A 23,739-nucleotide genomic window follows, 5' to 3' on the forward strand; every position below is an offset into this window, starting at 1 on the left:
GGAGCATGATCTTGATCATGCTTTTATCTCTGCGCACATCTCATCCGAAAACCGCTGCGCACTTTTCGGGATGTGCCATTATTTCTCCGCACATCTAATCCGAAAACCGCTATGCACTTTTCGGGATGTGCTTAAGACTTGATCAAAGCTCGCCAGCATCCTCAAGGATCTGCGTTGCCTTTTTGGCAGCGTCATCGAGGGCCTGCTGGGAGGTCTTGTCGCCAAGGATCGCAGCCTGAAGTTCAGGATAGACCGCGTTGGAGATTTCGATCCAGGACGGGGTCTGCGGAACCGGGAATGCGGTCTTTGCCGTTTCCTGGAATACCGACAGCACTTCCTTCTTGTAAGGATCGGAAGCGGCCTGCTGGATGACGTAATCCCAGACAGCGGTGCGGGTCGGCAGCGTGCCGGCGGCCGATTCCTGCTTCTGCGAATCTTCGTTGGTCAGGAACCAGACGAGCGATGCAGCGGCTTCCTTCGTCGGGCAGGCTTCCGTTACCGAGAAACCATGATGACCCGACCAGCCGGTGCGCTTGCCGGAAGAACCGGTCGGCGCTGGAACGATGCCGACATTGCCAGCAACCTTCGACGACTTCGGATCGTTGAAGTAGGTCGCCCAGCCCGGCCAATCCAGATTGATCGCGATGGTGCCGGAAGCAAAGCCTGCGCCCAGTTCATCCCACAGATAGTTGGTCGTACCGGCAGGAACGGCCTTTGCCTTGTAGAGATTGACGAACCAGTCGAGGGCGCGAACACCGGCTTCCGAGTTGAAAGCAGGCTTGCCGTCCTTGAGATATTCGCCGCCTTCAGCGACCAGCATTTCATAGAAGCGGCCATTGATGGCTTCTTCCTTGCCCGCAAACTGCGTGCCGTAGAAATTCGGCGGGTCAGCGAAGAATACAGCCTGATCCGACACTTCCTTCCAGGTCTTGGCCGGTGCGAGGTCGTAGCCGTATTTTTCCTTGAAAGCCTTCTGCTTGGCTTCGTCCTGGAAAAGGCTCTTCTGATAGTAAAGCGCCGAAACGTCGAACTGCGCACGTGGCAACATGATCAGCTTGCCATCAAGCGTCGAAGCCTTGATGACCGATGGCACGAAGCCTTCGATTTCTTCCTTCGGCACGAGCGCGTTCAGATCGGTGTACAGTGTCGTATACTGCGGCGCGAAAGACGAGTGGTTGGAACCGACGCACCAGTTGATCGAACCGGAAGCGATGTCGGACTTGATTTCCTTGTCCAGCTCGAAGTGGTTCTTCTTGGAAAGGATGTTGACCTTGGCGCCAGTGGCCTTCTCCCATTCGCCGATACGCGAATAGAGCGCTTCATACTGCTGGCCGCCAATGAGCTTGGCGTTGATCGTCACGCCTTCAAACTTGCCCGGCAGATCGGCTGCAATCGCCGGGGCCGTCCCCACGGCCATCAGCGCCACGCCTGCCAAAATGCGCGATTTGAAATTCTGCATCTCTTCTCCTCCTAAAACGGACACTCCCTGTCCGCACCCCCGGTTGTGAAGGTTGTATTTATATGCAAACATAGTATTCAATAACGGTCAAGGCGTTTTATCGCGCATATACGACTTTCGCACCTGACAATGTTTGTATATGAATTACGAAATTCACGAAGGGGACGCATTTGGAAACCGATGACCGCTACCGCGCGCCCGCGCTCGACAAGGGCCTTGATATCCTCGAATTGCTGGCTGGCGTTGACGGCGGACTGACCCAGGCCGAGATCGCCAAGCATCTGGATCGCAGCCCGAACGAATTCTACCGCATGCTCGACCGGCTGGTGAAACGCGGCTATGTCACCAAGCTTGAAGGCGACCGCTATTCGCTGACGCTGAAGCTGTTTGGCCTTGCCCAATTGCACGCGCCGGTGCGCCGTCTTGCCTCTTTTGCGACGCCCTTTATGCGTGAGCTTGCCGACCGTTCCAAGCAGGCAAACCAGCTCGCCGTGTTCGACCGTGGCTCGGTGGTGGTGATTGCGCAGCAGGAAGCGCCGGATTACTGGGGCATTTCGATCCGCGTCGGCTCACATATCAGCCTGTTCGACACTGGTTCCGGCCATGTGCTGCTTGCCTTCCGCTCCCCGGAAGAGCGCAAGATGATGATCGCCGAATATGTCAAGGAAAGCGAGCGCATCGATCTCGACGCGAGTTTCTATGAGCGCCTCGACCAGATCCGCGAGCGCGGCTACGAGATGATGCCGAGTGCGCAGGTTGCGGGCGTCTATAACCTCTCGGCCCCGATTCTCGGCCCTGACGGCACCTGCATCGCGGCACTGACCTGCCCTTATGTGACGCTGGTCAATTCGTCTTCCGCGCCGGACATTACCCAGACAATTACGCTGTTGCAAAAGACCGTGCAGGAACTGTCGAAGCTTGTCGGCGCTGACCTCTCTACGCTCGATTAAATTCTTATTTGAAAACAGTCTTCTTTTTTGAAAGTATCATTCACAGGAGGAATCTCTATGCTGATTGATACCCATCTGCACCTGATCGACAAAAGCGCGCTCAGCTATCCCTGGCTTGGCAGCGTGCCAGCGCTTGATCGGGATTTTCTGTTCGACACCTACCGGCAGCAGGCGGAACGCTGCGGCATCGCCGCCGCCCTGCATATGGAAGTGGATGTTGCACCGGAAGCCATGCAGGCTGAAACCGAGAATGTGCGCGCCATTTCCGCCCGGTCCGGTGGCTTCATCAAAGGCGCTATCGGTTCCTGCCGCCCCGAGGAAGACGGCTTCGCCGCCTATCTGGAGCGGCAGCTTGCCGACCCCTTCGTCAAAGGTTTTCGCCGTGTTCTGCATGTCGTGCCGGACGAGCTTTCCGAAGGCGCGCTGTTTCGCCTAAACCTGAAGCGTATGGAAAATACGCGCCTGACTTTCGATCTCTGCACCTTGCCGCACCAGATCGACAAGGCCATAGCGCTTGCCGATCTTGCGCCGGGCCTGCAATTCGTTCTCGACCATTGCGGTGTGCCGGACATCAAGTCGGGTGCGCTGGAAAGCTGGCGGAAGGGTATCACCGAAATTGCCCGCAGGCCCAATGTCGTTGCGAAGATTTCCGGTGTGGTGGCTTATGCCGACGCGCAAAGCTGGACTGCCGAGACGATCCGCCCCTATGTCGAGCACGTCATCGAGGCTTTCGGCTGGGATCGCGTGGTGTGGGGCAGCGACTGGCCGGTCTGCACGCTGGCAAGCTCCGTCGATGCCGGTCTTTCGACATGGGTGGCAACGACCCATGCCCTGCTTGACGGCTGCGGTAATGACGAAAAGGCGCGCCTTCTGTCTGGGAACGCGCGCCGTATCTGGAACCTGTAAGTAGACGAGAACAGCTTTCTCCCCCACCCTCATCCTGAGGAGGCTCCCTGAGCGAAGCTCGGGGAGACGTCTCGAAGGGTGAGGAGACAGGCGCCGTATTTCTCCTTTGGAACCCTCGATCCTTCGAGACGCCTCCTTCGCAAGCTCAGGAGGCTCCTCAGGATGAGGGTGGAGGGAGAGAGGCTGGTGTAAGAACCAATGCCAGCCGTCAGAAGCTTTCGCGGAACAGCCGGTTCAGATCGGCGATCACCAGTTCTGCCGCTTCATTGCCCTGAAGCCCCTTGTTGATGCGCTCCGAAGCCGCTTCCTGGAACGGCATATAGCCATCGTGGCGCGGGCGCACCCATGCGCCTTCCAGCGTTGCGCGCGTATCGCGATAGAAGCCCGATGTGGCGGCATTCACGCCCTCGTCTTCCCATGCTTCCGCATGGCCGGGCTGGCCGTTGGAGGCGGCATAAAGCCCCTTCTGCACCGCGCCGCTTGCAACCCAATAAGCAAAATCGATAGCCGCTTGCGGGTGCTTCGTAAAGGCTGACACGGCGATTCCAGTGCCACCCAAAGCCGAACCCGCAACACCCTTCGCGCCTGCCGGAATATCGGCAAAACGGATCAGACGGTCGCGGAAGCCCGGCATGGCGTAGTTCACATAGCCATAGATCAAAGGCGTGCAGGCAATGCCGGAATCTGGCTTTGCCATTTCTTCGAACACTGCAATCGGATCCATAGCGAAGCATTCCGACTTCACCAGCGCGGCGATTTCCCGAAGCTGTTCAAAAGCCTTTACGCCGTCTTCGATGCTGATCAACTCGCCTTCGGTCGCGCAAGCTGAACCGTTGTTCGCCGCCAGCGTATAGAAGCACATCAGCGAGTGCGGCGAGCGCAATGGCAAAAGCACCTTGCCCGCACGCGCCAGTTCCAGCACCTCACCCCACGAGGTGGCAGGCTTTTCAATCAGGTCCGGACGCCATGCCTGAACCTGCGTGGCCGCATCGAGCGGAAACGCCCATTGATGGCCCTGCCAGTTATAGCTCGGGAAGGATTGACCGACCGAACCGTCGGCGAGCGCTTTCAGCTCGGCTTCGCGGCCCGGCACATCGAGCGGCAGCAGGCAGCCTTCCTTGGTGATCTGGCCGACATGCGGATGATCGATGACGATCATATCGAAATTGCGCGCCAGTTCCTCGACCGGAAAGGTTTCGAAATCCTGCAAGGAGCGCTTTTCCCATTCGATCTCGACGCCCTTGTCGCTCAGCCATTGCTTGGCGCCCGCAACCATCGGATCGTAACCGCGCGGGTGGCTCCAGGTCATGCCTTTCAGCTTGATCGCACTCATAGACCGAACTCCTCACGAATTGCCTTGCTGTTTTCGCCGATACGCGGTGCTGCGCGCTCCACCTTGTGGCGCTGCCCGTTGATACGCAGCGGCGAGCGGGTGGTGGTGATGGAGACATCATCCTCACGGGTGACGGTCTGCAACATGTCGAGAACCGAGAAGCCATCGCTGGCAAGCAGCTCTTCCCAATTGAGAACGCGGGCGCACCAGATGTCGGCTGGCTCCAGAATGGCAAGCCACTCATCCACTGTCTTCTGGGCAATGCGCTCGGCAATCAGGCGCTTGATTTCGTCGCGCTTGGTGAACCAGCTCGACGGATCGTCGGCATATGGGGCCAGCGTGTCCGCTTCCAGCAGCGCCGCCAGTTTGGGGATCGGCGTCATGGCGATGGCCAGATAGGCATCCGCCGCCTGATAGACCCCGTAAGGTGCGGAGAGATAAGCATGCGCGCTGCGAAAATCGGAACGCTTCGGCAGGCGGCGTCCGTCATTGAGATGGGTGGTCAGCACTTCGAACTGGAAATCGACCAGCGCTTCAAGAAGGCTGGTTTCCACATGTGCGCCTTTGCCGGAAATACCGCGCCGCACCAGTGCTGCCAGAATGCCCTGCGCCACGGCAGCGCCCGCCAGCATGTCGGCAACAGCCAGACCGAACGGCACCGGCCCCTGCCCTTCATCACCATTGAGCCACATCAGGCCCGAACGCGCCTGCGCCAGCAGATCCTGTCCCGGGCGCTTCACCCACGGACCCTCTTCGCCATAGCCGCTGATGGAGGCATAGACGAGGCGCGGATTGATCGCCTTGGCGGCTTCATAATCCAGCCCCAGCCGCTCGATGACGCCGGGACGGAAATTCTGGATCAGAACATCGGCCTTGGTAATGAGCTTCTTCAGCGCTTCAACATCGTCCGGGTTTTTAAGGTCCAGCGCCAGGCTGTCCTTGCCGCGATTGATCGCATGGAAAATCGTTGAATCGCCACCGATCTCCGTATCGCTCAGATAAAGCCTGCGCGACAGGTCTCCGCCGTCCGGGCGCTCGATCTTGATAACCCGCGCTCCGAGGTCCATCAGGCGCAGCGAGCAATAAGGCCCCGACAGAAACTGGCTCATATCCACAACAACGAGCCCGCTCAGCGGCAGTTCATTTTCCGACATCGGGAAATTCCCTCCTCATGAATTTCTTATGTAAATATAGTCTTCACATATGGATTTATAGAAGGCAAGGCCGAAATTACCCTAAAAAACAAAAACGCCGCCCGAAACGGACGGCGTTTTTGAATATTGAGCGATCGCTAAGTTGGGCGATCAGACGTCGAGTTCGACTTCGCGGCTTGCGGTTTCCAGCAGCGTCCAGACATGGTCGGCCAGCGAGTTCCACACTTCGACCCGGTAGTGGTCCGCATCCCATTTCAGCAGGATGATCTGCACGCGATCGAAGATGGTGCGCGCAGCACCGGGTGCGGTCATAGAAGCCAGATCAAGCGGCGAAGCGGCATTGAGCAGCCACTCGGCCTGCGGACCCGTGATATCGATACCAGTCTCGCGATGGCTCACTTCAACCAGCGCATGCGGTTCCGTCTCGTAGAGGCTCGCGAAAGCCGCGATGATGTCGCCAGCCTTGCTGTCATCGGCCCAAATAAACCATTCATCCGGCCCGATGCAGGCAACGGCGATCTCGCCGGTTTTCTCAAGTCCGCCAATCTTGGCCGGGATCTTGGCCCCGAGCGCCTTTTCCGCCAGCGCCAGTTTTCCCGGATTGAAGCGCAGGACAAAGCGTGCGCCATCGGCGGCGGGGCGAATATCTAGCCGTCCCGGAATGGCAACCGCGCGGCTCGCAAAAGGGTTGGTCTGTTGCAGCATGATGCGATCCTTATCCGTTCAGCTTCTTGCCTTCTGGGTCATAGAAGACGAGCCCAGTAATTTCCGCCTCATGCGCGGTGCCATCCGGCATCGGCATATAGATGGTCTCGCCCGTGCGGTCCTTGCCACCGGCAATCAGCGCCATGGCGAAGGAGCGGCCCAGCGTCTCGCTCCAATAGGACGAGGTGACGTGACCGAGCATGGTCATTGGCACAGCCTGTTTGGGATCGGCGACAATCTGTGCGCCTTCTTCCAGAACCAGTTTCGGGTCCTTTGGCAGCAGGCCAACCAGATGCTTGCGATCCTTCTTCAGCATATCCGGACGCGCCAGAGAACGCTTGCCGACGAAATCCGGCTTCTGCTTGCCGATGGCCCAGCCGAGCGCAGCGTCATCCGGCGTCACCGTGCCATCCGTGTCCTGACCGACGATGATATAACCCTTCTCGGCACGCAGCACGTGCATGGTCTCGGTGCCATAAGGCGTGACGTCATATTTCTCGCCCGCTTCATAAAGCGCCTTCCACAGAGCCAGACCATAACGCGACGGGACATTGATTTCGAAGCCGAGTTCGCCGGTAAAGCTCATGCGGAACAGACGCGCCGGTACGCCGAGGAATGTGCATTCTGCCACCGACATATGCGGAAAGGCTTCGTCGGAAAGATCCACGCCTTCGACCATCGGCTCGATGAGCTTGCGCGCATTCGGTCCATTCAGCGCCACCACGGCCCATTGTTCGGTCGTAGACGTCAGCGACACTTTCAGGTCCGGCCATTCCGTCTGGAGATAATCCTCCATCATGTTGAGAACGCGCGGCGCACCGCCGGTCGTCGTCGTGACATGGAAACGGTCCTGCGACAGTCTGCCGACAACACCATCGTCGCGGATGAAGCCGTCTTCACCGAGGAGCAGACCATAGCGGCAGCGACCGACACCCAGCTTCGTCCATGGGTTGGTGTACATGCGGTTCATGAATTCGGCCGCATCCGGGCCGACCACCTCGATCTTGCCGAGCGTCGATGCATCGAACATGCCGAGGCTGGTGCGCACGGCCTTGCACTCACGCGCAACAGCCTTGTGCATGTCTTCGCCCGCCTTCGGGAAGTACCATGCGCGACGCCACAGCGACACCGGCTCAAAAGCTGCACCCTGTTCTTCAGCCCAAGGATCAATCGGCGTCTTGCGCGTAACGTCGAACAGCTTGCCACGGTTGTAGCCGCAGAAAGCACCGAAAGTCGTCGGCGTATAGGGCGGACGGAACGTCGTCAGACCGACCTGCGGTGCAGGACGGCTAAGCGCGTCGGATGCGACCGCAAGACCGTTGATGTTCGACGTCTTGCCCTGATCCGTCGCCATGCCGTTGGTGGTGTAGCGCTTGATATGCTCGATGGAGCGGAAGCCCTCGCGCACTGCAAGGCGGATATCCTTGGCCGTCACGTCGTTCTGGAAATCGATAAAGGCCTTTGCCTTGCCGGGATCGCGATCCGTCGGCAATTCGCGGCAGTTGACGCCTGCGCAGACGAAGTCGCCCGCGACCGCATATTCCAGCGCCTTGGCCTTATATCCGGCATCGTTTGCCGCCGCAGCACCGCTGGCGGCACCTTCACGCAAGGCGGCCTGAAGATCGAAATTGCCGTTACCGGCACCAGCGCAGCGGCTTTCTTCCGTGCGTTCGCCCGGCAGATAGATCTGGCGTTCCTCATCCCAGATGAGCGAACCCTTGGTGTGTGAGAACAGATGCACGCTCGGGTTCCAGCCGCCGGACATCAGCACGACATCGCAGGCAATGGTGCGCGCTGAGCCGACCGAACCGTTCCTGACCGGATTGACGCGAACAGACGCAACGCGATGACGGCCTGCCGTATCGCTGACGGTCCAGCCGGTCAGCGTCTCGATGCCGAGCATCTTGGCGCGGTTCACCAGACTGTCGGCGACTTGTTCGCGCACATCGATAATGGCCGGAACCCTGACGCCCGCAACTGCGAGATCGAAGGCCGTAAGCCAGGCGGAATCATGGGAGGTGACGACGACAGCCTTTTCGCCGACCTTGACGCCATAGCGATTGAGATAGGTGCGTGCGGCACCGGCCAGCATCACGCCCGGACGGTCATTGCCCGCAAAGACCAGCGGCTTTTCGATTGAGCCTTGCGCCAGCACGACCTGCTTCGCGCGCACGCGCCACATGCGCTCACGCGGGGCATTGGCGGCGGGCTTTGCCTGATGGTCGGTCAAGCGCTGGCAAAGGCCGACCATGTTCTGATGATAATAGCCAATCGCCGTGGTACGCGGCAAAAGCGTGACATTCGGCAGCGACCCAAGCGTGGCCAGCGTTTCGTTCAGCCAGTCCCAGCTGGTGCGGCCATTGATGACCGGCTCCGGCTCGGACAGGAGCGAGCCGCCCATTTCCGCCTGTTCGTCGCAGAGGAAAACTTTCGCACCGCTCTTGGCGGCTTCAAGGGCTGCGGCAAGACCGGCAGGCCCGGCGCCCACCACCAGCACGTCGCAATAGGCATAGCGGCTGGCGTAGCTGTCGGGATCGGCCTCGGACGGCGACTTGCCAAGACCCGCAGCCCCCCGGATGAAAGGCTCATAGACCTTGTTCCAGAAGCTCTTCGGCCACATGAAGGTCTTGTAGTAGAAGCCTGCCGAGAAGAACATGTAGAAGGCGTCATTGACCGCGCCGACATCATGTTTGAGCGATGGCCAGTGGTTCTGGCTTTCCGCCTTCAGCCCGTCATAAAGCTCCAGCACGGTGGCGCGGGTGTTCGGCTCGTAACGGCCCTCACCACGCGAAACGCCCATCAGCGCATTCGGCTCCTCCGAACCGGCGGAAAGAATGCCGCGCGGACGGTGATATTTGAACGAACGGCCCGCCAGATGCTCGCCATTGGCCAGAAGCGCCGAAGCAAGCGTGTCACCCTCAAAGCCGGCATAGGTCTTGCCGTTGAAGGAAAAGCGTACCGGCTTGGCCTTGTTGATGCGGCCTTTATTATTCAAACGCATGTCGGTCATTATTTCGTCTCCGCAGCGGGCGTTTCTGCCAGTACAGGGCGCGCTTCACCGGCCTTGTAGGTCGTGACGAATTTGTCGCTCACCGTGTCGCGCACCGCATTGAAGAAGCGGCCGCAACCATTGATGTGCCGCCAGCGTTCAAAATGCGTCCCGCGCGGGTTGGAGCGGATGAACAGGAAATCGCGCCATTCATCATCGGAATAGGTCGAAGGATCGGCAGGACGCGCAATATGCGCTTCGCCAGCATAGGCGAATTCAAGTTCCGGACGTTCCATTTCGCAATAAGGGCAACGGATCAAAAGCATGGTGTTTCTCTTGTTTTCAACGCATTTCCGGACGGAAAACCGGTTTCCACTTTTCCTGGAAATGCTTTTAGTGCGCAACAGCGGCAGCTGCCGCTTCGTCGATCAGGCGACCCGTCTTGAAACGGTCGAGCGTGAACGGCGCGTTGATCCAGTGCGGTTCGTCGCGGGCGATGGTGTGGGCAAAAACATGCGCCGAACCCGGCGTTGCCTTGAAGCCGCCCGTGCCCCAGCCGCAATTGACATAGAGACCCGGAACCGGCGTCTTGCCGATGATCGGCGAGCGATCCGGCGTGACGTCGACGATGCCGCCCCATTTGCGCAACATGCGCATGCGGGTGAAGATCGGGAAGATTTCGCAGATTGCCGCCAGCGTATGCTCGATCAGCGGCAGGCCGCCGCGCTGGCTGTAGGAGGTGTACTGGTCCGTACCGGAACCGATCACCAGCTCACCCTTGTCGGACTGACTGATATAGGCGTGGACGGTGTTGGACATGACCACGCAAGGGAAGATCGGCTTGACCGGCTCCGACACCAGCGCCTGCAACGGGAAACTTTCAAGCGGCATGCGCACACCAGCCGTATCCATGACGACCGAGGTGTTGCCTGCGGTTGAAACGGCAACCTTCTTGGCTTTGATGAAACCACGTGCGGTTTCCACGCCGGTCACACGCCCCGAAGCGTCACGACGGATGGAGAGAACCGGGCAGTTCTGGATGATATCCACGCCGCGCTGGGTCGCGCCACGCGCATAGCCCCAGGCCACGGCATCGTGACGGGCCACGCCGCCGCGACGCTGCAAGGTGGCGCCAACCACCGGATAGCGGGCATTGGGCGAAATATCGAGCGGCGGGCAATATTCCTTGGCTTCTTCCTTCGACAGCCATTCATTGTCGATGCCATTGAGGCGGTTGGCATGGATGTGGCGCTTGAAGCTCTGCACATCATGCACCGTATGCGCCAGCATCATGACGCCGCGCTGCGAGAACATGACATTGTAGTTGAGGTCCTGGCTTAGACCTTCCCACAGCTTCACCGCATGCTCATAGAGATGCGCGCTCTCGTCATAGAGATAGTTGGAGCGAATGATGGTGGTGTTGCGCCCCGTATTGCCACCGCCGAGCCAACCTTTTTCGATCACGGCGACATTGGTGATGCCGTGTTCCTTGGCCAGATAATAGGCCGCGCCCAGACCGTGCCCGCCCGCGCCGACGATGATGACATCGTATTCGGCTTTGGGTTCGGCATTGGGCCATTGCGAATCCCAGTTCTTGTTACCGGAAAGCGCGTTTTTGATAATAGAAGCTGCAGAAAAGCGGGACATGAACAACCACCAGTTTCGCGACCGCATGCGCCCTGACGGCACATACGAAGCCTTTGATCATATTTCTATTGTGTCCTGTGAAAACCCGACAGCAGGCTTGCGTCAAAAGACGCCATAAATACGACATGCGCACCATTTCGCGACATAGGCAAACCGCTCGCATTCCTGCCCCGATTGCACCTGACAACGCCGGTGATTTCATGCCGTTTCGCGCCGCGCCGCCAGTCCTCCTGACAGACAGCTGTCAGGAGCCGGTTCCACCCAAGGTTTCCTTTTTGCGGTCGCGCTATAGTTTATCAGGAACACAAATAAGCAATATGGGACGAGGAATATGTCATACCGAGGTCTTCTGAAGGGCGCAGCCGTCGCAGTCACCCTGATTGCCGGCGCGACGGGACTTTCCAGTCCAGCGCAATCACAGGTTGTCGTATCATCCAAGATCGATACGGAAGGCGGTGTGCTGGGCAACATCATTCTCGCCATGCTCAACGCCAACGGCATTCAGACGACCGACCGCATTCAGCTCGGCGCGACGCCGGTGGTGCGCAAGGCAATCGTGGCCGGTGAGATCGATATTTATCCCGAATATACCGGCAATGCGGCCTTCTTCTTCAACAAGGCGGATGATCCGCTCTGGAAAGACCCGGCCAAGGCGTTTGAGACGGCAAAGAAGCTCGATTACGACGCCAACAAGATTGTCTGGCTGTCGCCTTCGCCTGCCAACAACACCTGGGGCATCGCGCTGCGCAAGGACGTGGCCGACGAGAACAAGCTCGCCAGTCTCAGCGATTTCGGCAAATATGCTTCTGGCGGCGGCAAGGTCGTTCTGGCCGCCTCGTCGGAATTCGTGAATTCGGCTGCCGCCCTGCCCGCTTTCCAGACTGCCTATGGCTTCACACTGAAGCAGGATCAGCTCATCACGCTGTCTGGCGGCGATACGGCGGCGACCATTGCCGCCGCCGCCAACCAGACCAACGGCGCGAATGCGGCAATGGTCTATGGCACGGATGGCGGCATTGCCCCGTCCGGGCTTGTGGTGCTTGAAGACGACAAGCATGTGCAGCCTGTCTACCAGCCAGCCCCCATCATCCGCGAGGAGGTGCTGAAAAAGAACCCGAAGATCGAAGAACTGCTGAAGCCGGTTTTTGCAAAACTCGACCTGACCACGCTTCAGGAACTGAACGGTCGTGTCCAGCTTGGTGGTGAACCGGCCAAGGCGGTCGCCGAGGACTTCCTGAAGAAGAACGGCTTTCTGAAATAGGCGGATAAAGGCGACACGTTGCCGGATAGAATCGCAGTCCATCATTCCAATTCGGCGAATGCTGAAAAGGCCCCGCATGGCCTGTTCGGTCGTGTCGACAGGCTTGGTCTCGTCATAACCGTTCTGGCCATCGCCGGACTGTTGTTGCCCTTTGCCACCTTCCGCGCCAACCGCATCGTGCAGGGCGAACCGCGCTTTCTGCTCGACGCCTTGCCCGTTGGTGAAGCCGCGCTGCTGCTCGTCATTGTCATCGTCTGGCTGTTGGTCGCCCTGTTTTCAACAGGCCGCATGTTGCGACTCGGCGCGAGCCTTGCCGGGCTTGCCGCCATGCTGATCGCGATCGGGCTTGCGGCAACGCATCTTTCTCCGGCTGGCAACAATTACGCGCGCGTTTCACCGGCATCGGGCTTCTGGCTGCTGCTCTTCACCAGCGGCATTTCGGTCGCTGATGCTCTGGTGCGCCTGCAAGTGCGGCCGCTGGTGCGGGTGAGTTTGCTCACACTCGCTGCCCTTCTTCTCTATGCGCTGCTCGCCTCGGGGCTGTGGGACAATCTCTCCTTCATGAAGGAATATCTCAGCCGCGCCGACAGTTTCTGGAATGAAGCCCGTCGCCATGTGGAACTGGCGCTCGGTTCGCTTGTCGCGGCAACGGTTATCGGCATTCCGCTCGGGCTTATCTGCCATCGCGTGCCGCGGCTGCGCGGTCTGGTGCTGAACAGCCTCAACATCGTTCAGACCATCCCATCGATGGCGCTGTTCGGCATATTGATTGCACCGCTCGGCTGGCTTGCGGCCAACGCGCCATGGGCAGCGAGCCTCGGCATTCGCGGTATCGGTGCAGCGCCTGCCTTTGTCGCGCTGTTTCTCTATTCGCTTTTGCCCATCGTCGCCAATACGGTGGCGGGACTGGCGCAGGTGCCAGAGCCGGTCAGCGATGCCGCACGCGGCATGGGCATGACGCGCCTGCAACGGCTGTTCAAGACCGAATTTCCTCTGGCGTTTCCGGTGATCCTCACCGGCATTCGCATCGTCATGGTGCAGAACATCGGCCTGACCACCATCGCCGCGCTAATCGGCGGCGGCGGTTTCGGCACCATCGTCTTTCAGGGGATCGGACAGACGGCCATGGATCTGGTGCTGCTTGGCGCACTGCCGACCGTTCTGCTGGCCTTCGGTGCAGCCGTTCTGCTCGACGCCGCCATTGAAATCGCCGGGAAAGGAACCGCGCAATGATCGAGTTCGACCGGATTACCAAGCGCTATAATGGCCGGGCTGCGGTGGATGCGGTCAGCTTTTCTGTCGAGCCGCATAGTATTGCGGCCATCGTGGGCACGTCCGGTTCGGGCAAGACCACCTTGCTGCGCATGGTCAACCGTCTCGTCGAGCCGACCGAAGGCGAAATCCGCATCGACGGGCACAGCAATATGGACGAGCCGGGGCACGCCTTGCGGCGGCGGATCGGTTACGTCATCCAGCAGCACGGGCTTTTTCCGCATCGCACAGTTGCGGAAAACATAGCCACCGTGCCGGTTCTGCTCGGCTGGCCGAAACAGCGGATCAATGCCCGCGTCGATGAGTTGCTTGATCTGTTTCAGCTTGAACCGGCGGACTATCGCGACCGTTATCCGCAGGAACTGTCGGGCGGCCAGCAGCAGCGCGTTGGTGTCGCACGGGCGCTGGCGGCGGAACCGAACATATTGCTGATGGACGAACCTTTCGGCGCGCTCGACCCGGTCATCCGTGCCAAGGCGCAGGAAGACCTGAAGGCCATCCAGCGCCGTTTCGGCACCACGATCCTGCTGGTTACGCATGATATGGAGGAAGCGATTTCGCTCGGCGACCATATTGCGGTCATGGATGACGGAAAGCTTTTGCAATATGGCCCGCCTGCGGAAATTCTGGCGCGGCCTGCAACAGAGTTTGTCGAAAAGCTGGTCGGCACCGGTGAGCGCCCGTTCCGCCTGCTCTCGCTGACCGATCTCAAAACGGTCCTGCAACCAGGCGATGCCAGCGGCGACGCCATGCCGGTCTCCGCCTCGCAACGCGATGCGCTGGCCGAGCTTTTATGGTCGGGGCGCAATGCATTGCCGGTTCTCGATAGCGACGGCAGGCCGCTCGGTCGCGTGACGCTGGAAAGACTGTTGCGGAAAGCGGAACGCCCGGCATGAGGCTGTTCGTTTCCATCATTCCACGGCTGGCGCTTCTGGCGGTGCTCGTTCTGTTTCTGATGCAGCCGCATCTGTTCGAACCCGTCTTCCGCCCGCTGGTCAGCGATGGCGCACCCGTCATCTATGACCGCGCCAATCTGATGACGCTGACCTTGCAGCATCTGGGGCTGGTGGCGCTGGCCACCCTGATATCGACACTGGTGGCGGTTGCCATGGCGATCTTCGTAACCAGACGGCAAGGTGCGGAGTTTTTGCCGCTTTCGCGCAGTCTGGTGAATATCGGCCAGACTTTTCCGCCCGTTGCGGTTCTGGCGCTTGCCGTGCCGGTCTTTGGTTTCGGCGACAAGCCGACACTGATTGCGCTGTTTCTCTATGGGCTTCTGCCGATTTTCGAAAACACACTGACCGGCCTGACCACCCTTCCCGCGCCCATCGTGGAGGCGGCGCGCGGCATGGGCATGACGGGAATGCAGCGTCTGGTCAAAGTCGAAATGCCGCTTGCCATGCCGGTCATCCTTGCCGGAATAAGGCTGTCGGCAGTGATCGGCCTTGCCACAGCCACCATCGGTTCGACGGTCGCGGCCAGCACGCTTGGCGAAGTGATCATTGCCGGCCTCATCTCCAACAACCTCGCTTTCGTGCTGCAAGGTGGCCTCGTCGTCGCGGCGCTGGCCATTCTGATCTTCGATGGCTTTCAAACCCTCGAACATTATCTCATGAAACAGGCCGGAAGAGACGCCTGAACCGGCCCGTACCCCTTTGAATAGCCATATTGCGCTCCTATATCCTGTTAAACCAACATTGGGTGAGGAACGGAATGAATATCGGGCAGGCAGCCACAGCATCAGGCATATCGGCGAAGATGATCCGCCATTATGAAACCATCGAGCTTATCGAGGCTGCCGATCGCACGGATTCCGGCTATCGCGTCTACACGCAGAAAGATGTCGAGACGCTGCGCTTTATCCGCCGCAGCCGCGATCTCGGTTTTCAGGTCGAGCAGATCAAGGAACTGCTGGCGCTCTGGCGTGATCGCAACCGCGCGTCCGCCGATGTGAAGAAGGTCGCGCTCGTTCATGTCGAGGAGCTGGAAGCCAAGATGCTCCAGCTTCAGGAAATGGCCGACACGCTGCGCCATCTGGCAAAGAACTGCCATGGCGACAATCGCCCGGATTGCCCGATCATTCACCAGCTTGCGGAAAATACCGCCGAGCCGCGCAAGCGTCCCGCCGCGCGCAAGGGCGAATTGCTGCACAGCAAGGTCTGACCGATCCACATCTTCAGATGAAAAAACGCCGGGATTTCTCCCGGCGTTTTTATTGCAACTCCCTTTGGGAGTTAGCTCTTCGGCAGCGTATAGGCGATGACATGATCGCCCGGCTTGGTGCCGATAGAACCGTGCCCACCGGCAACCATCAGCACGAATTGCTGATCGCCAACCGTATAGGACATCGGCGTCGCCTGTCCGCCAGCGGGCAGACGCGCTTCCCAGAGCACCTTGCCACTGGTCAGGTCGTAGGCGCGCAGATAATCGTCGACAGCCGCGCCAAGGAAGGCAACGCCGCCTGCCGTGATCATCGGACCACCGATGCCCGGCACGCCGACTTTCAGCGGTAGCGGAACCGGAGCCATATCGCGAATGGTGCCATTGCGATGCTTATAGACGGTCTTGCCGGTTCGCAGATCGACGCCCGCAACATAGCCCCATGGCGGGGTCTGGCACGGAATGCCGAGCGGGCCGAGGAATGGTCCCATGAAGACGCCATAAGGCGCACCATCATTGCGGTTCAGGCCCTGTTCGCTGCCCTTCTCATCCTGCCCCTTCGGCGGAATTTCCGAACGCGGAACAAGGCGTGACGTGAAGGCCAGATAGGTCGGCATGCCGAACATGACCTGACGCACCGGATCGACGGCTACGCTGCCCCAGTTGAAGACGCCGAAATTGCCCGGATAGACAATGGTGCCCTTCAGCGACGGCGGCGTGTAGCGGCCTTCATATGCCAGCTGGTGGAACTTGATGCGGCAGGCGAGCTGATCGAACATCGTCACGCCCCACATATCGCTTTCGCGCAATGCTGGCGGGCTGAAGGTGAGATCGGAGATCGGCTGCGTTGGCGACGAATGATCTTCCGGGATGGTGCCGGTCGGGGCCGGGATTTCCTTGATCGGAATGATCGGCTCGCCGGTGCGGCGGTCGAGCACATAAAGGTCGCCCTGCTTGGTCGGACCGACCAGCGCTGGCGTGCCGTTGATATCAAGCAGAACCGGCTGCGCCGGAACGTCCATATCCCACAGATCGTGATGAACCGTCTGGCGCACCCACTTCACCTGACCCGTATTCACATCGAGCGCGACGATGGAGGAGGAATATTTCTCCACATTTTCGCTGCGTCCCATGCCGAGCTGGTCAGGCACCTGATTGCCAAGCGGCACGAAGATCAGGCCGAGCTTTTCGTCCACGCTGGAGACCGACCAGCTATTAGGCGAATTCGTCGTGTAGAACTGGCCTTCCGGCAGCGGCGTCGTGACATCCGGATTACCCGAATCCCAGTTCCAGATAAGCTGGCCGGTACGGATGTCGAAAGCGCGGATGACGCCCGACTGTTCTTCCGTCGAGTAGTTATCGTTGACGGCACCGCCGACAATGATCTTGTCGCCGACCACAGCCGGAGGTGAGGTCGAGTAATAATAACCGGCCGGATTAAACTTCATGCCATGGCTGAGATCGAGCGTGCCGCCATTGGCAAAATCGGTGCAGATTTCACCGGTCGCCGTATCAAGCGCGATCAGGCGGGCATCCGAGGTCGGCAGATAGACCCGCTCGGCGCATTTGGCGCCTGCTGTCGCATTGGCGTCCTTCCAGTAGCTCACGCCACGGCAGGTCTGGTGCTGGCGGTCGGTGTTGAAGCCGACTTTCGGATCGAACTTCCACTTTTCCTTGCCGGTCGCGGCATCAAGCGCAATGGCCCAATTATGCGGCGTGCAGAGATAGAGCGAGTCGCCGATCTTGAGCGGCGTCACCTGATAGGTGGTCTCGCCGACATCCTGCGGCTGCTTCACGTCACCGGTCTGATACTGCCAGGCAACCTGCAATTTGGAGACATTGTCCGGCGTGATCTGTGACAGCGGCGAATAACGCTGGCCATAGGGCGTGCGGCCATATTGGTGCCATTCACCGTCCGGCACATTGCCGCCCAGATCGGGTGTCGCCGCAACCTTGTCTGTCGGGAGACTACCCGCAATATTGTAGGGGTCCTGCGTCATGGAATAGCCGGCGATTGCAAGCGCAACCACGCTCGCGACCGTCAGCGGTAGACCACCGCCGCCCTGCCCGCCATTCAGCGGCTTGCGTATCCACGGGGTCAGAAGCCAGAGGCCGAGCAGCACGATAATGCCGCCCCGCGCGCCAAGCTGCCACCAATCGAAGCCGACTTCATAAACAGCCCAGCCCAGCGAGCCGAGCACGATCAGCGCATAGAGCCACAGGGCCGCAGCGCTTCTTTTCAAGAGAAGAGCCGCTGTCAGCAAAAAGCCGACAGCCGCAATGATGTAGTACCAGCTGCCCCCCAGGGTAACGAGCTGGACACCGCCCCAGCCGAGCGCCAGCCCGACCAGCAAAAGGACGATAGAGGTCAAGGAAATAAGCAAAATATTACCCCTTCAAGTGTGACTGCAGACCGCCGTGCCTGAACCCGAATGCACGGAAAACATCGAATGCGAGAAGTCCTGATGGGTGGGAGTGCCGTTGCATTTCAAACGCAGCAACACTCTCTGCCTTCAAATAAAACTAGGCAGAAATCTAAAAAGACCAGAGGAAACAAAAACGGCGACCCAAGAGAGCCGCCGTTTTCGATTTTTCTAATTGTGCGTTACCGCACTCATCAACCAAGAGGGCTTTTGAACCGGCGCAACCTCAACGCATTGCTGAGCACGAAGATGCTCGACAGTGCCATCGCACCCGCCGCCAGAACCGGCGACAGCAAAGTGCCGGTAAAGGGGTAGAGAATTCCGGCAGCGACCGGAATGAGCGCCACATTATAAGCGAAGGCCCAGAAGAGGTTTTCGCTGATATTGCGGATTGTCGCCTTGGATATGGCGATGGCGTTTGCAACACCGCGCAGGTCGCCCGACATCAGCACCACATCCGCGCTTTCAATCGCAATATCGGTTCCGGTGCCAATGGCAATGCCAACATCTGCTGCCGCCAGCGCCGGGGCGTCGTTGATGCCGTCACCGACGAAAGCAATACGCTTGCCACCAGCCGAAAGCCGCTTTAGCGCTTCAACCTTGCCGTCCGGCAGCACTTCCGCCACCACTTCATCAATGCCGAGCCGCTTGGCGATGGCCTGCGCGGTGCGGCGATTGTCGCCGGTGATCATCGCCACGGTAAGCCCCTGCTCGTGCAGGGCAGCAATGGCCGCAGGCGTGGTTTCCTTCATCGGGTCAGCGACGGTCACAATGGCCGCAAGCTTGCCGTCAACGGCGGCATAAAGCGGCGACTGGCCTTCATCACCCAGACGCTTCGCATCCTCGGCAAATACCGCCACATCATGGCCAAGCTTCGCCATATAGCGGTCGGCGCCGATGGCGACTTCATGCCCTGATACAGTCGCCTTGAGACCGAAACCCGGCACTGCTTCGAAAGCCGAGACGTCAGCAAGCTTCAGGCCCTCTTCCTTTGCAGCCGTCACGATGGCGTCGGCAATCGGATGTTCGGAGCGGGCTTCAACAGCTGCCACCAGCGCCAGAAGTTCTTGCCTGTCGAAACCGTCGACCGTTGCGAAATGCGCCAGAGCAGGCTTGCCCTGGGTCAGCGTGCCGGTCTTGTCGACAGCGATGATCGTTGCATCACGCAAGGTTTGCAGCGCATCGCCACGGCGAAACAGAACACCGAACTCTGCCGCACGACCAGTGCCGACCATGATCGACGTCGGGGTTGCCAGCCCCATTGCGCATGGGCAGGCAATGATGAGAACGGCAATCGCATTGACCAGCGCATAGCCGAGCATTGCCGTGCCGCCAATGGCGAGCCAGAGCACGAAGGTCAGCGCGGCGGCAGCCATGACGGCGGGCACGAACCAGCCTGTCACCTTGTCGACCTTGGCCTGAATGGGCAGCTTGTCGGCCTGTGCATCCTCCACCATGCGGATGATCTGCGAGATCACCATGTCGCGGCCAACCTTGGTGGCGCGGAAAGTGAAAGCACCCGTCTTGTTGATGGTGCCGCCGACCACTTCCGCACCCTTGTCTTTGGCGACCGGCACCGGCTCGCCGGTGATCATCGATTCATCGACATAGGACGAACCTTCGATCACTTCGCCATCGACCGGCACTTTCTCGCCGGGCCGCACCTGCACGATGTCGCCTGCGCGCACGTCTTCGAGCGGTACATCGACCGGCTCGCCATCGCGCACCACGCGGGCCGACTTGGCCTGCAAGCCGACCAGACGGCTGATCGCTGCACTGGTGCGTCCCTTGGCGCGTGCTTCAAGATAGCGCCCGATCAGGATCAGCGTGACGATGACCGCCGCCGCCTCGAAATAAACGTTGACCGTGCCCGCAGGCAAAACGCCCGGCAGAAAGGTTGCGACAAGCGAGAAGCCCCATGCTGCAAGCGTACCGACGACGACCAGCGAATTCATATCCGGTGTTGCGCGCAGCAGCGCCGGAATGCCCTTCTTGAAGAAGCGCAGACCCGGTCCGAACAGGACAAGCGTGGTCAGTACAAATTGCAGATACCAGCTGTTCTGCATGCCGACCCGGTCCATCACGAACATATGGACGGCGGGAATGAGATGCGATCCCATTTCCAGCACAAAGACCGGAAGGGTCAAAACTGCAGCCAGCAGAACACTCTTTTTCAGCTCCGCAGCTTCAGCATCGCGCTTTTCGCTTTGGGTCTTTTGCCCGGTTTCGGCTTGGGCCTCTTCGCTACGATCATTCAGCGACCGCGCCTCGTAACCGGCTTTCTCGACGGCCTTGACCAGTTCGGCGGTCTCGACCTGTCCGGCCAGTTCCACATGCGCACGCTCGGTCGCCAGATTGACACTGGCGCGCGTCACACCCGGCACTGCATTCAGCGCCTTCTCGACCTTGCTGACGCAGGAGGCGCAGCTCATGCCTTCAATGGCGAGATCAACGCTACCTGACGGAACCTCGTAGCCTGCCTTGCGAATAGCATCGATGACGGCAGGCAGATCCGGCGTACCCTTGAAGGTAACGTCGGCGCGTTCGGTGGCGAGATTAACGGAAACCTTGTCGACGCCTGCAACCTTCGACACAGCCTTTTCGACCGAGGAAACACAGGATGCACAGCTCATGCCTTCCACGGGAACGGGAAAGCTGATGGATTCGTGATCGACGGGCTTGTTCATGGCAATCCTCTTCGAGACCTTTAGCAGTCCCTTTTCACGCCTTAGAGCGCGTTTCGATCCGATTAATCGGATCGGCGCTCTAATTCTTTGTTTTACGCATTATCCTACGCAAAACCGCTTCGCACTTTTGCTGGAAATGCTCTAGCAGAGGCTAGATTTCTGAATTGCCATATAAGTAGTCCTTCCCACCGTTGGAAGGTCAAGCGCTTTTTTGAAAGCAGAAATGCGGAATTGTTTTTCCGGATTTTCCGATCAGACCGGCAGCCGGTTATGCGCCGGGGGCATGGCGAGGCCGGTGCCGTTATTGCTCTGGATAAAGGCCTGCACATCGCTGGCCGGCATCGGGCGTCCGGTCAGATAGCCTTGCACCTCGCCGAAACGTTCGGTTCTCAGACGCTCAAGCTGCTGCGCCGTTTCCACGCCTTCGGCGGTGGTGACAATGTTGAAGCCAGCGCCCAACGTTGCCACCGCCTGGATGATGGCGAGATCGCGCGTATCCGCTTCGATACCGGAGACGAAGCTGCGGTCGATCTTGATCTTGTCGAACGGAAAGGAGCGCAGATAGCTGAGCGAGGAATAGCCGGTGCCAAAATCGTCCATGGCAATGCGAGCGCCAAGGCGGCGCAACTCGAACAGCAATTCGATATTGTGCTTGCTGTTGGACAGAAACACCGACTCAGTGATTTCCAGTTCCAGCCGGTTCGGCGACAGGCGGGCCGCATCCAGCGCATCAGTGACAGAGCGCAAAAGCGAGCTTTGGCTGAACTGCACCGGCGACAGATTGACCGAAACCTTGATATCCTCCGGCCAGGAAACCGCTTCGCGGCAGGCCGCCAGCAGCACCCAGTCACCGATGGGACCGATCAACCCGGTCTCTTCCGCGAGCGGAATGAACTCCGCCGGTGAAATCATGCCGCGCTCGGGATGACGCCAGCGGATCAGCGCTTCAAAGCCGGAAATCCGCCCGCTCTCCAGATTGAAGATCGGCTGGTAATGCAGTTCGAACTGCTGGGACAGCAGGGCCTGACGCAGCTCGCTCGTCATGATGTGGCGCTTTTCAGCGGCCAGACGCAACGCGTGCTGGTAGAAATGGAAGGTGCGCCTGCCGCTCGATTTCGACGCGTGGAGCGCCAGATCGGCGTTGCGCATCAGCACGTCGGAATTATCGCCATGCAGCGGCGCCTGCGCGATGCCCATGCTGCATGTGACGAATTCGGAATTGTCGCCGAGCTTGAACGGTTCCTGAAATGCCGAAAGCACCCGATCCGCAAACATGGCGATCTGGCCAACGGTCCCGCTGCGATAGATGACGGCGAACTCATCGCCGCCGAGCCGCGCGATGAACTGGTCGCTCGTGGTGATCTGGCGCAACCGCTCGGCCACCTGCTGCAAGAGCTGGTCGCCTGCCTGATGGCCGATATTGTCGTTGATGCTCTTGAAGTGATCGATGTCGATATAGAAAAGCGCAAACGGCTCCGCATCGCCGCCCTTTTTCAGCAAGTCCTCGACATGATGGGAGAAATAGGCGCGGTTGGGCAGTCGCGTGAGGCTGTCATGCATGGCGATATGGGCCATGCGCTCCTCGATTTCGCGCCGTTCGGTAATGTCTTCGATCAAGCCGATCAGATAGCGCGGCGTGCCGTCGTCGACCGGCGGAATGGAGCTCTTGATGACACGCAGAATGCGCTGCGTTCCGTCGTCGTGATGGGTTTTATATTCGACGCTGAGCGCTTCGCCTTTGCTCATCACCTGACGATCCTGCTGCGCATATTGGCGGCGCTCCAGATCCGTCATCAGCTGTGCATCGGTGAAGCCGACCACCGCCTCAATCGCCTTGCCGCTCGCCTGCGATGCCGCCTGATTGTAGAGCACGTAACGCCCCTCGTCCTGCATGTCCTTGATGAACACGCCGAGCGGCAGATTGCTGACAAGGCTATCGAGCAGTGATTGCGCATGGATCGCCTGCCGGTTGGCTTCGGCAATTTCGGTCCGATCCTGCACGATGGCAAGGATGGCGTCCTTACCGTCGAACTGCACTTCCCGTCCGTAGGTCAGAACTTCGATGATTTCGCCGGTGGCGCGCCGATGCTGCCATCGCTCGGGGCGCTCCAGATCGCTGCGATCACGGACAGCGCTCAGCATGCGCTCGCGCTCGGCCTGCGGACGAATATCGAGAACAGTCATGCCCGGCAGTTCATCAGGCGTATAGCCGTAAAGCGCATAGGCCGCGTCGTTCATGATGATGAAGCCGAGGGTCTGCGGGTCATAGACCCACATTGGCGTCGGATGGGTGGTGAAAAGGATACGGAAATCCTGCTGGGACGTGCTCGCCATGGAGCCTCCCGCCTCTGTCGGACCGGCTTTCCGCTTCGCCATCATATACCCCTTGCCCCAAGCCGACACATGTCGTCAGTCTAAATTAGCCAACAAAACCTCTCACTGGAACATCATATTCCGCATGAGTTCATGACCAGACAAGCTCACGAACCAACAGGCGAGGACCGTCACCAGGACGCACTTCCCCGCTGGGAGAATACGACCAATGGTTTTAACAAACCATATATGAAGGAGGTACTCATTTAGTTTTTTCTGATGATCTTGTTTTTTATAGCGTCAGACCTCGCGCGAGACCGCTTGAGATAACTTGACCGCTCAAAACTTCCGGCCTATGCCTATGGATGCAAAATTCGTTGGGGTGCCTCGAAAGAGGCTGAGAGGCGCGTTCACGCGTTAACCCATTGAACCTGATCCGGGTAATACCTGCGTAGGGAACGGAGTTTGACGCGTCGCGGA

The 23,739-nt window shown here is 59.3% G+C and carries 17 protein-coding genes and 1 riboswitch; of the genes, 7 read left to right on the plus strand and 10 right to left on the minus strand.

Annotated features, from left to right (window positions below):
* Window positions 1-142: 142 nt before the first annotated feature.
* Complete coding sequence (locus tag FHW00_RS11265; protein WP_078337852.1) at window positions 143-1,459, minus strand: ABC transporter substrate-binding protein; 1,317 nt, start codon at window positions 1,457-1,459, stop codon at window positions 143-145.
* Between the two features lie 170 nt (window positions 1,460-1,629).
* Here FHW00_RS11265 and FHW00_RS11270 point away from each other — a divergent pair, with 170 nt between their 5' ends.
* Both FHW00_RS11270 and FHW00_RS11275 read left to right on the plus strand, forming a co-directional pair.
* The gene (locus tag FHW00_RS11270; RefSeq protein ID WP_078337851.1) at window positions 1,630-2,409 is read left to right on the plus strand and encodes an IclR family transcriptional regulator; all 780 of its coding nucleotides are present in this window, start codon (window positions 1,630-1,632) and stop codon (window positions 2,407-2,409) included.
* A 57-nt stretch (window positions 2,410-2,466) separates the two neighbouring features.
* Complete coding sequence (locus tag FHW00_RS11275; RefSeq protein ID WP_078337850.1) at window positions 2,467-3,315, plus strand: amidohydrolase family protein; 849 nt, start codon at window positions 2,467-2,469, stop codon at window positions 3,313-3,315.
* Between the two features lie 208 nt (window positions 3,316-3,523).
* Here FHW00_RS11275 and FHW00_RS11280 read toward each other — a convergent pair whose 3' ends face one another.
* The 6 genes from FHW00_RS11280 to FHW00_RS11305 form a co-directional block, all read right to left on the minus strand.
* Complete coding sequence (locus FHW00_RS11280) at window positions 3,524-4,648, minus strand: ABC transporter substrate-binding protein (protein ID WP_078337849.1); 1,125 nt, start codon at window positions 4,646-4,648, stop codon at window positions 3,524-3,526.
* Window positions 4,645-5,802 carry a CaiB/BaiF CoA transferase family protein gene (locus FHW00_RS11285; RefSeq protein ID WP_078337848.1) on the minus strand — a complete coding sequence of 386 codons (1,158 nt, stop codon included), beginning with the start codon at window positions 5,800-5,802 and terminating at the stop codon, window positions 4,645-4,647. The genes FHW00_RS11280 and FHW00_RS11285 overlap by 4 nt, the downstream gene beginning before the upstream one ends.
* Before the next feature lie 150 nt (window positions 5,803-5,952).
* A complete protein-coding gene (locus FHW00_RS11290; RefSeq protein ID WP_078337847.1) occupies window positions 5,953-6,507 on the minus strand; it encodes a sarcosine oxidase subunit gamma in 555 nt (184 codons plus the stop codon).
* A gap of 10 nt (window positions 6,508-6,517) precedes the next feature.
* Entirely contained in the window at window positions 6,518-9,517 is a 3,000-nt protein-coding gene (locus FHW00_RS11295; protein ID WP_078337846.1) for a sarcosine oxidase subunit alpha, read from the minus strand.
* Window positions 9,517-9,822, minus strand: coding sequence for a sarcosine oxidase subunit delta (locus FHW00_RS11300; RefSeq protein WP_113533710.1), 306 nt, complete (start codon window positions 9,820-9,822; stop codon window positions 9,517-9,519). The genes FHW00_RS11295 and FHW00_RS11300 overlap by 1 nt, the downstream gene beginning before the upstream one ends.
* A gap of 67 nt (window positions 9,823-9,889) precedes the next feature.
* Complete coding sequence (locus FHW00_RS11305; protein ID WP_078337845.1) at window positions 9,890-11,143, minus strand: sarcosine oxidase subunit beta family protein; 1,254 nt, start codon at window positions 11,141-11,143, stop codon at window positions 9,890-9,892.
* A gap of 331 nt (window positions 11,144-11,474) precedes the next feature.
* Between FHW00_RS11305 and osmF the strand changes: the two genes are divergently transcribed.
* The 5 genes from osmF to cueR all read left to right on the plus strand — a co-directional run bounded on the left by osmF (window position 11,475) and on the right by cueR (window position 15,839).
* Window positions 11,475-12,404 carry a glycine betaine ABC transporter substrate-binding protein OsmF gene (gene osmF / locus FHW00_RS11310; protein ID WP_078337843.1) on the plus strand — a complete coding sequence of 310 codons (930 nt, stop codon included), beginning with the start codon at window positions 11,475-11,477 and terminating at the stop codon, window positions 12,402-12,404.
* A gap of 30 nt (window positions 12,405-12,434) precedes the next feature.
* Entirely contained in the window at window positions 12,435-13,637 is a 1,203-nt protein-coding gene (locus FHW00_RS11315) for an ABC transporter permease (RefSeq protein ID WP_445557900.1), read from the plus strand.
* Window positions 13,634-14,572 carry an ABC transporter ATP-binding protein gene (locus FHW00_RS11320; protein ID WP_078337841.1) on the plus strand — a complete coding sequence of 313 codons (939 nt, stop codon included), beginning with the start codon at window positions 13,634-13,636 and terminating at the stop codon, window positions 14,570-14,572. The genes FHW00_RS11315 and FHW00_RS11320 overlap by 4 nt, the downstream gene beginning before the upstream one ends.
* Complete coding sequence (locus FHW00_RS11325; protein WP_078337840.1) at window positions 14,569-15,315, plus strand: ABC transporter permease; 747 nt, start codon at window positions 14,569-14,571, stop codon at window positions 15,313-15,315. Before FHW00_RS11320 ends, FHW00_RS11325 begins: the two co-directional genes overlap by 4 nt.
* A 74-nt stretch (window positions 15,316-15,389) precedes the next feature.
* Window positions 15,390-15,839, plus strand: a complete 450-nt coding sequence (gene cueR, locus FHW00_RS11330) for a Cu(I)-responsive transcriptional regulator (RefSeq protein ID WP_078337839.1) — start codon at window positions 15,390-15,392, stop codon at window positions 15,837-15,839.
* Between the two features lie 71 nt (window positions 15,840-15,910).
* Here the strand turns inward: cueR and FHW00_RS11335 are convergent, their stop codons facing one another.
* From FHW00_RS11335 to FHW00_RS11345, 3 genes are all read right to left on the minus strand, one after another.
* Window positions 15,911-18,220, minus strand: a complete 2,310-nt coding sequence (locus tag FHW00_RS11335; RefSeq protein ID WP_078337838.1) for a glucose/quinate/shikimate family membrane-bound PQQ-dependent dehydrogenase — start codon at window positions 18,218-18,220, stop codon at window positions 15,911-15,913.
* A gap of 233 nt (window positions 18,221-18,453) precedes the next feature.
* Window positions 18,454-20,946: a heavy metal translocating P-type ATPase gene (locus FHW00_RS11340; protein ID WP_078337837.1), complete on the minus strand. Its 2,493-nt coding sequence runs from the start codon at window positions 20,944-20,946 to the stop codon at window positions 18,454-18,456.
* Window positions 20,947-21,198: 252 nt separating this feature from the next.
* Window positions 21,199-23,322: a putative bifunctional diguanylate cyclase/phosphodiesterase gene (locus FHW00_RS11345; protein ID WP_078338108.1), complete on the minus strand. Its 2,124-nt coding sequence runs from the start codon at window positions 23,320-23,322 to the stop codon at window positions 21,199-21,201.
* A gap of 305 nt (window positions 23,323-23,627) precedes the next feature.
* A riboswitch (TPP riboswitch) is annotated at window positions 23,628-23,734 on the plus strand.
* The last annotated feature ends 5 nt before the right edge of the window (window positions 23,735-23,739 follow it).

Origin of the sequence: Ochrobactrum sp. P6BSIII (assembly GCF_014138065.1) — a bacterium.
Classification (GTDB): domain Bacteria; phylum Pseudomonadota; class Alphaproteobacteria; order Rhizobiales; family Rhizobiaceae; genus Brucella.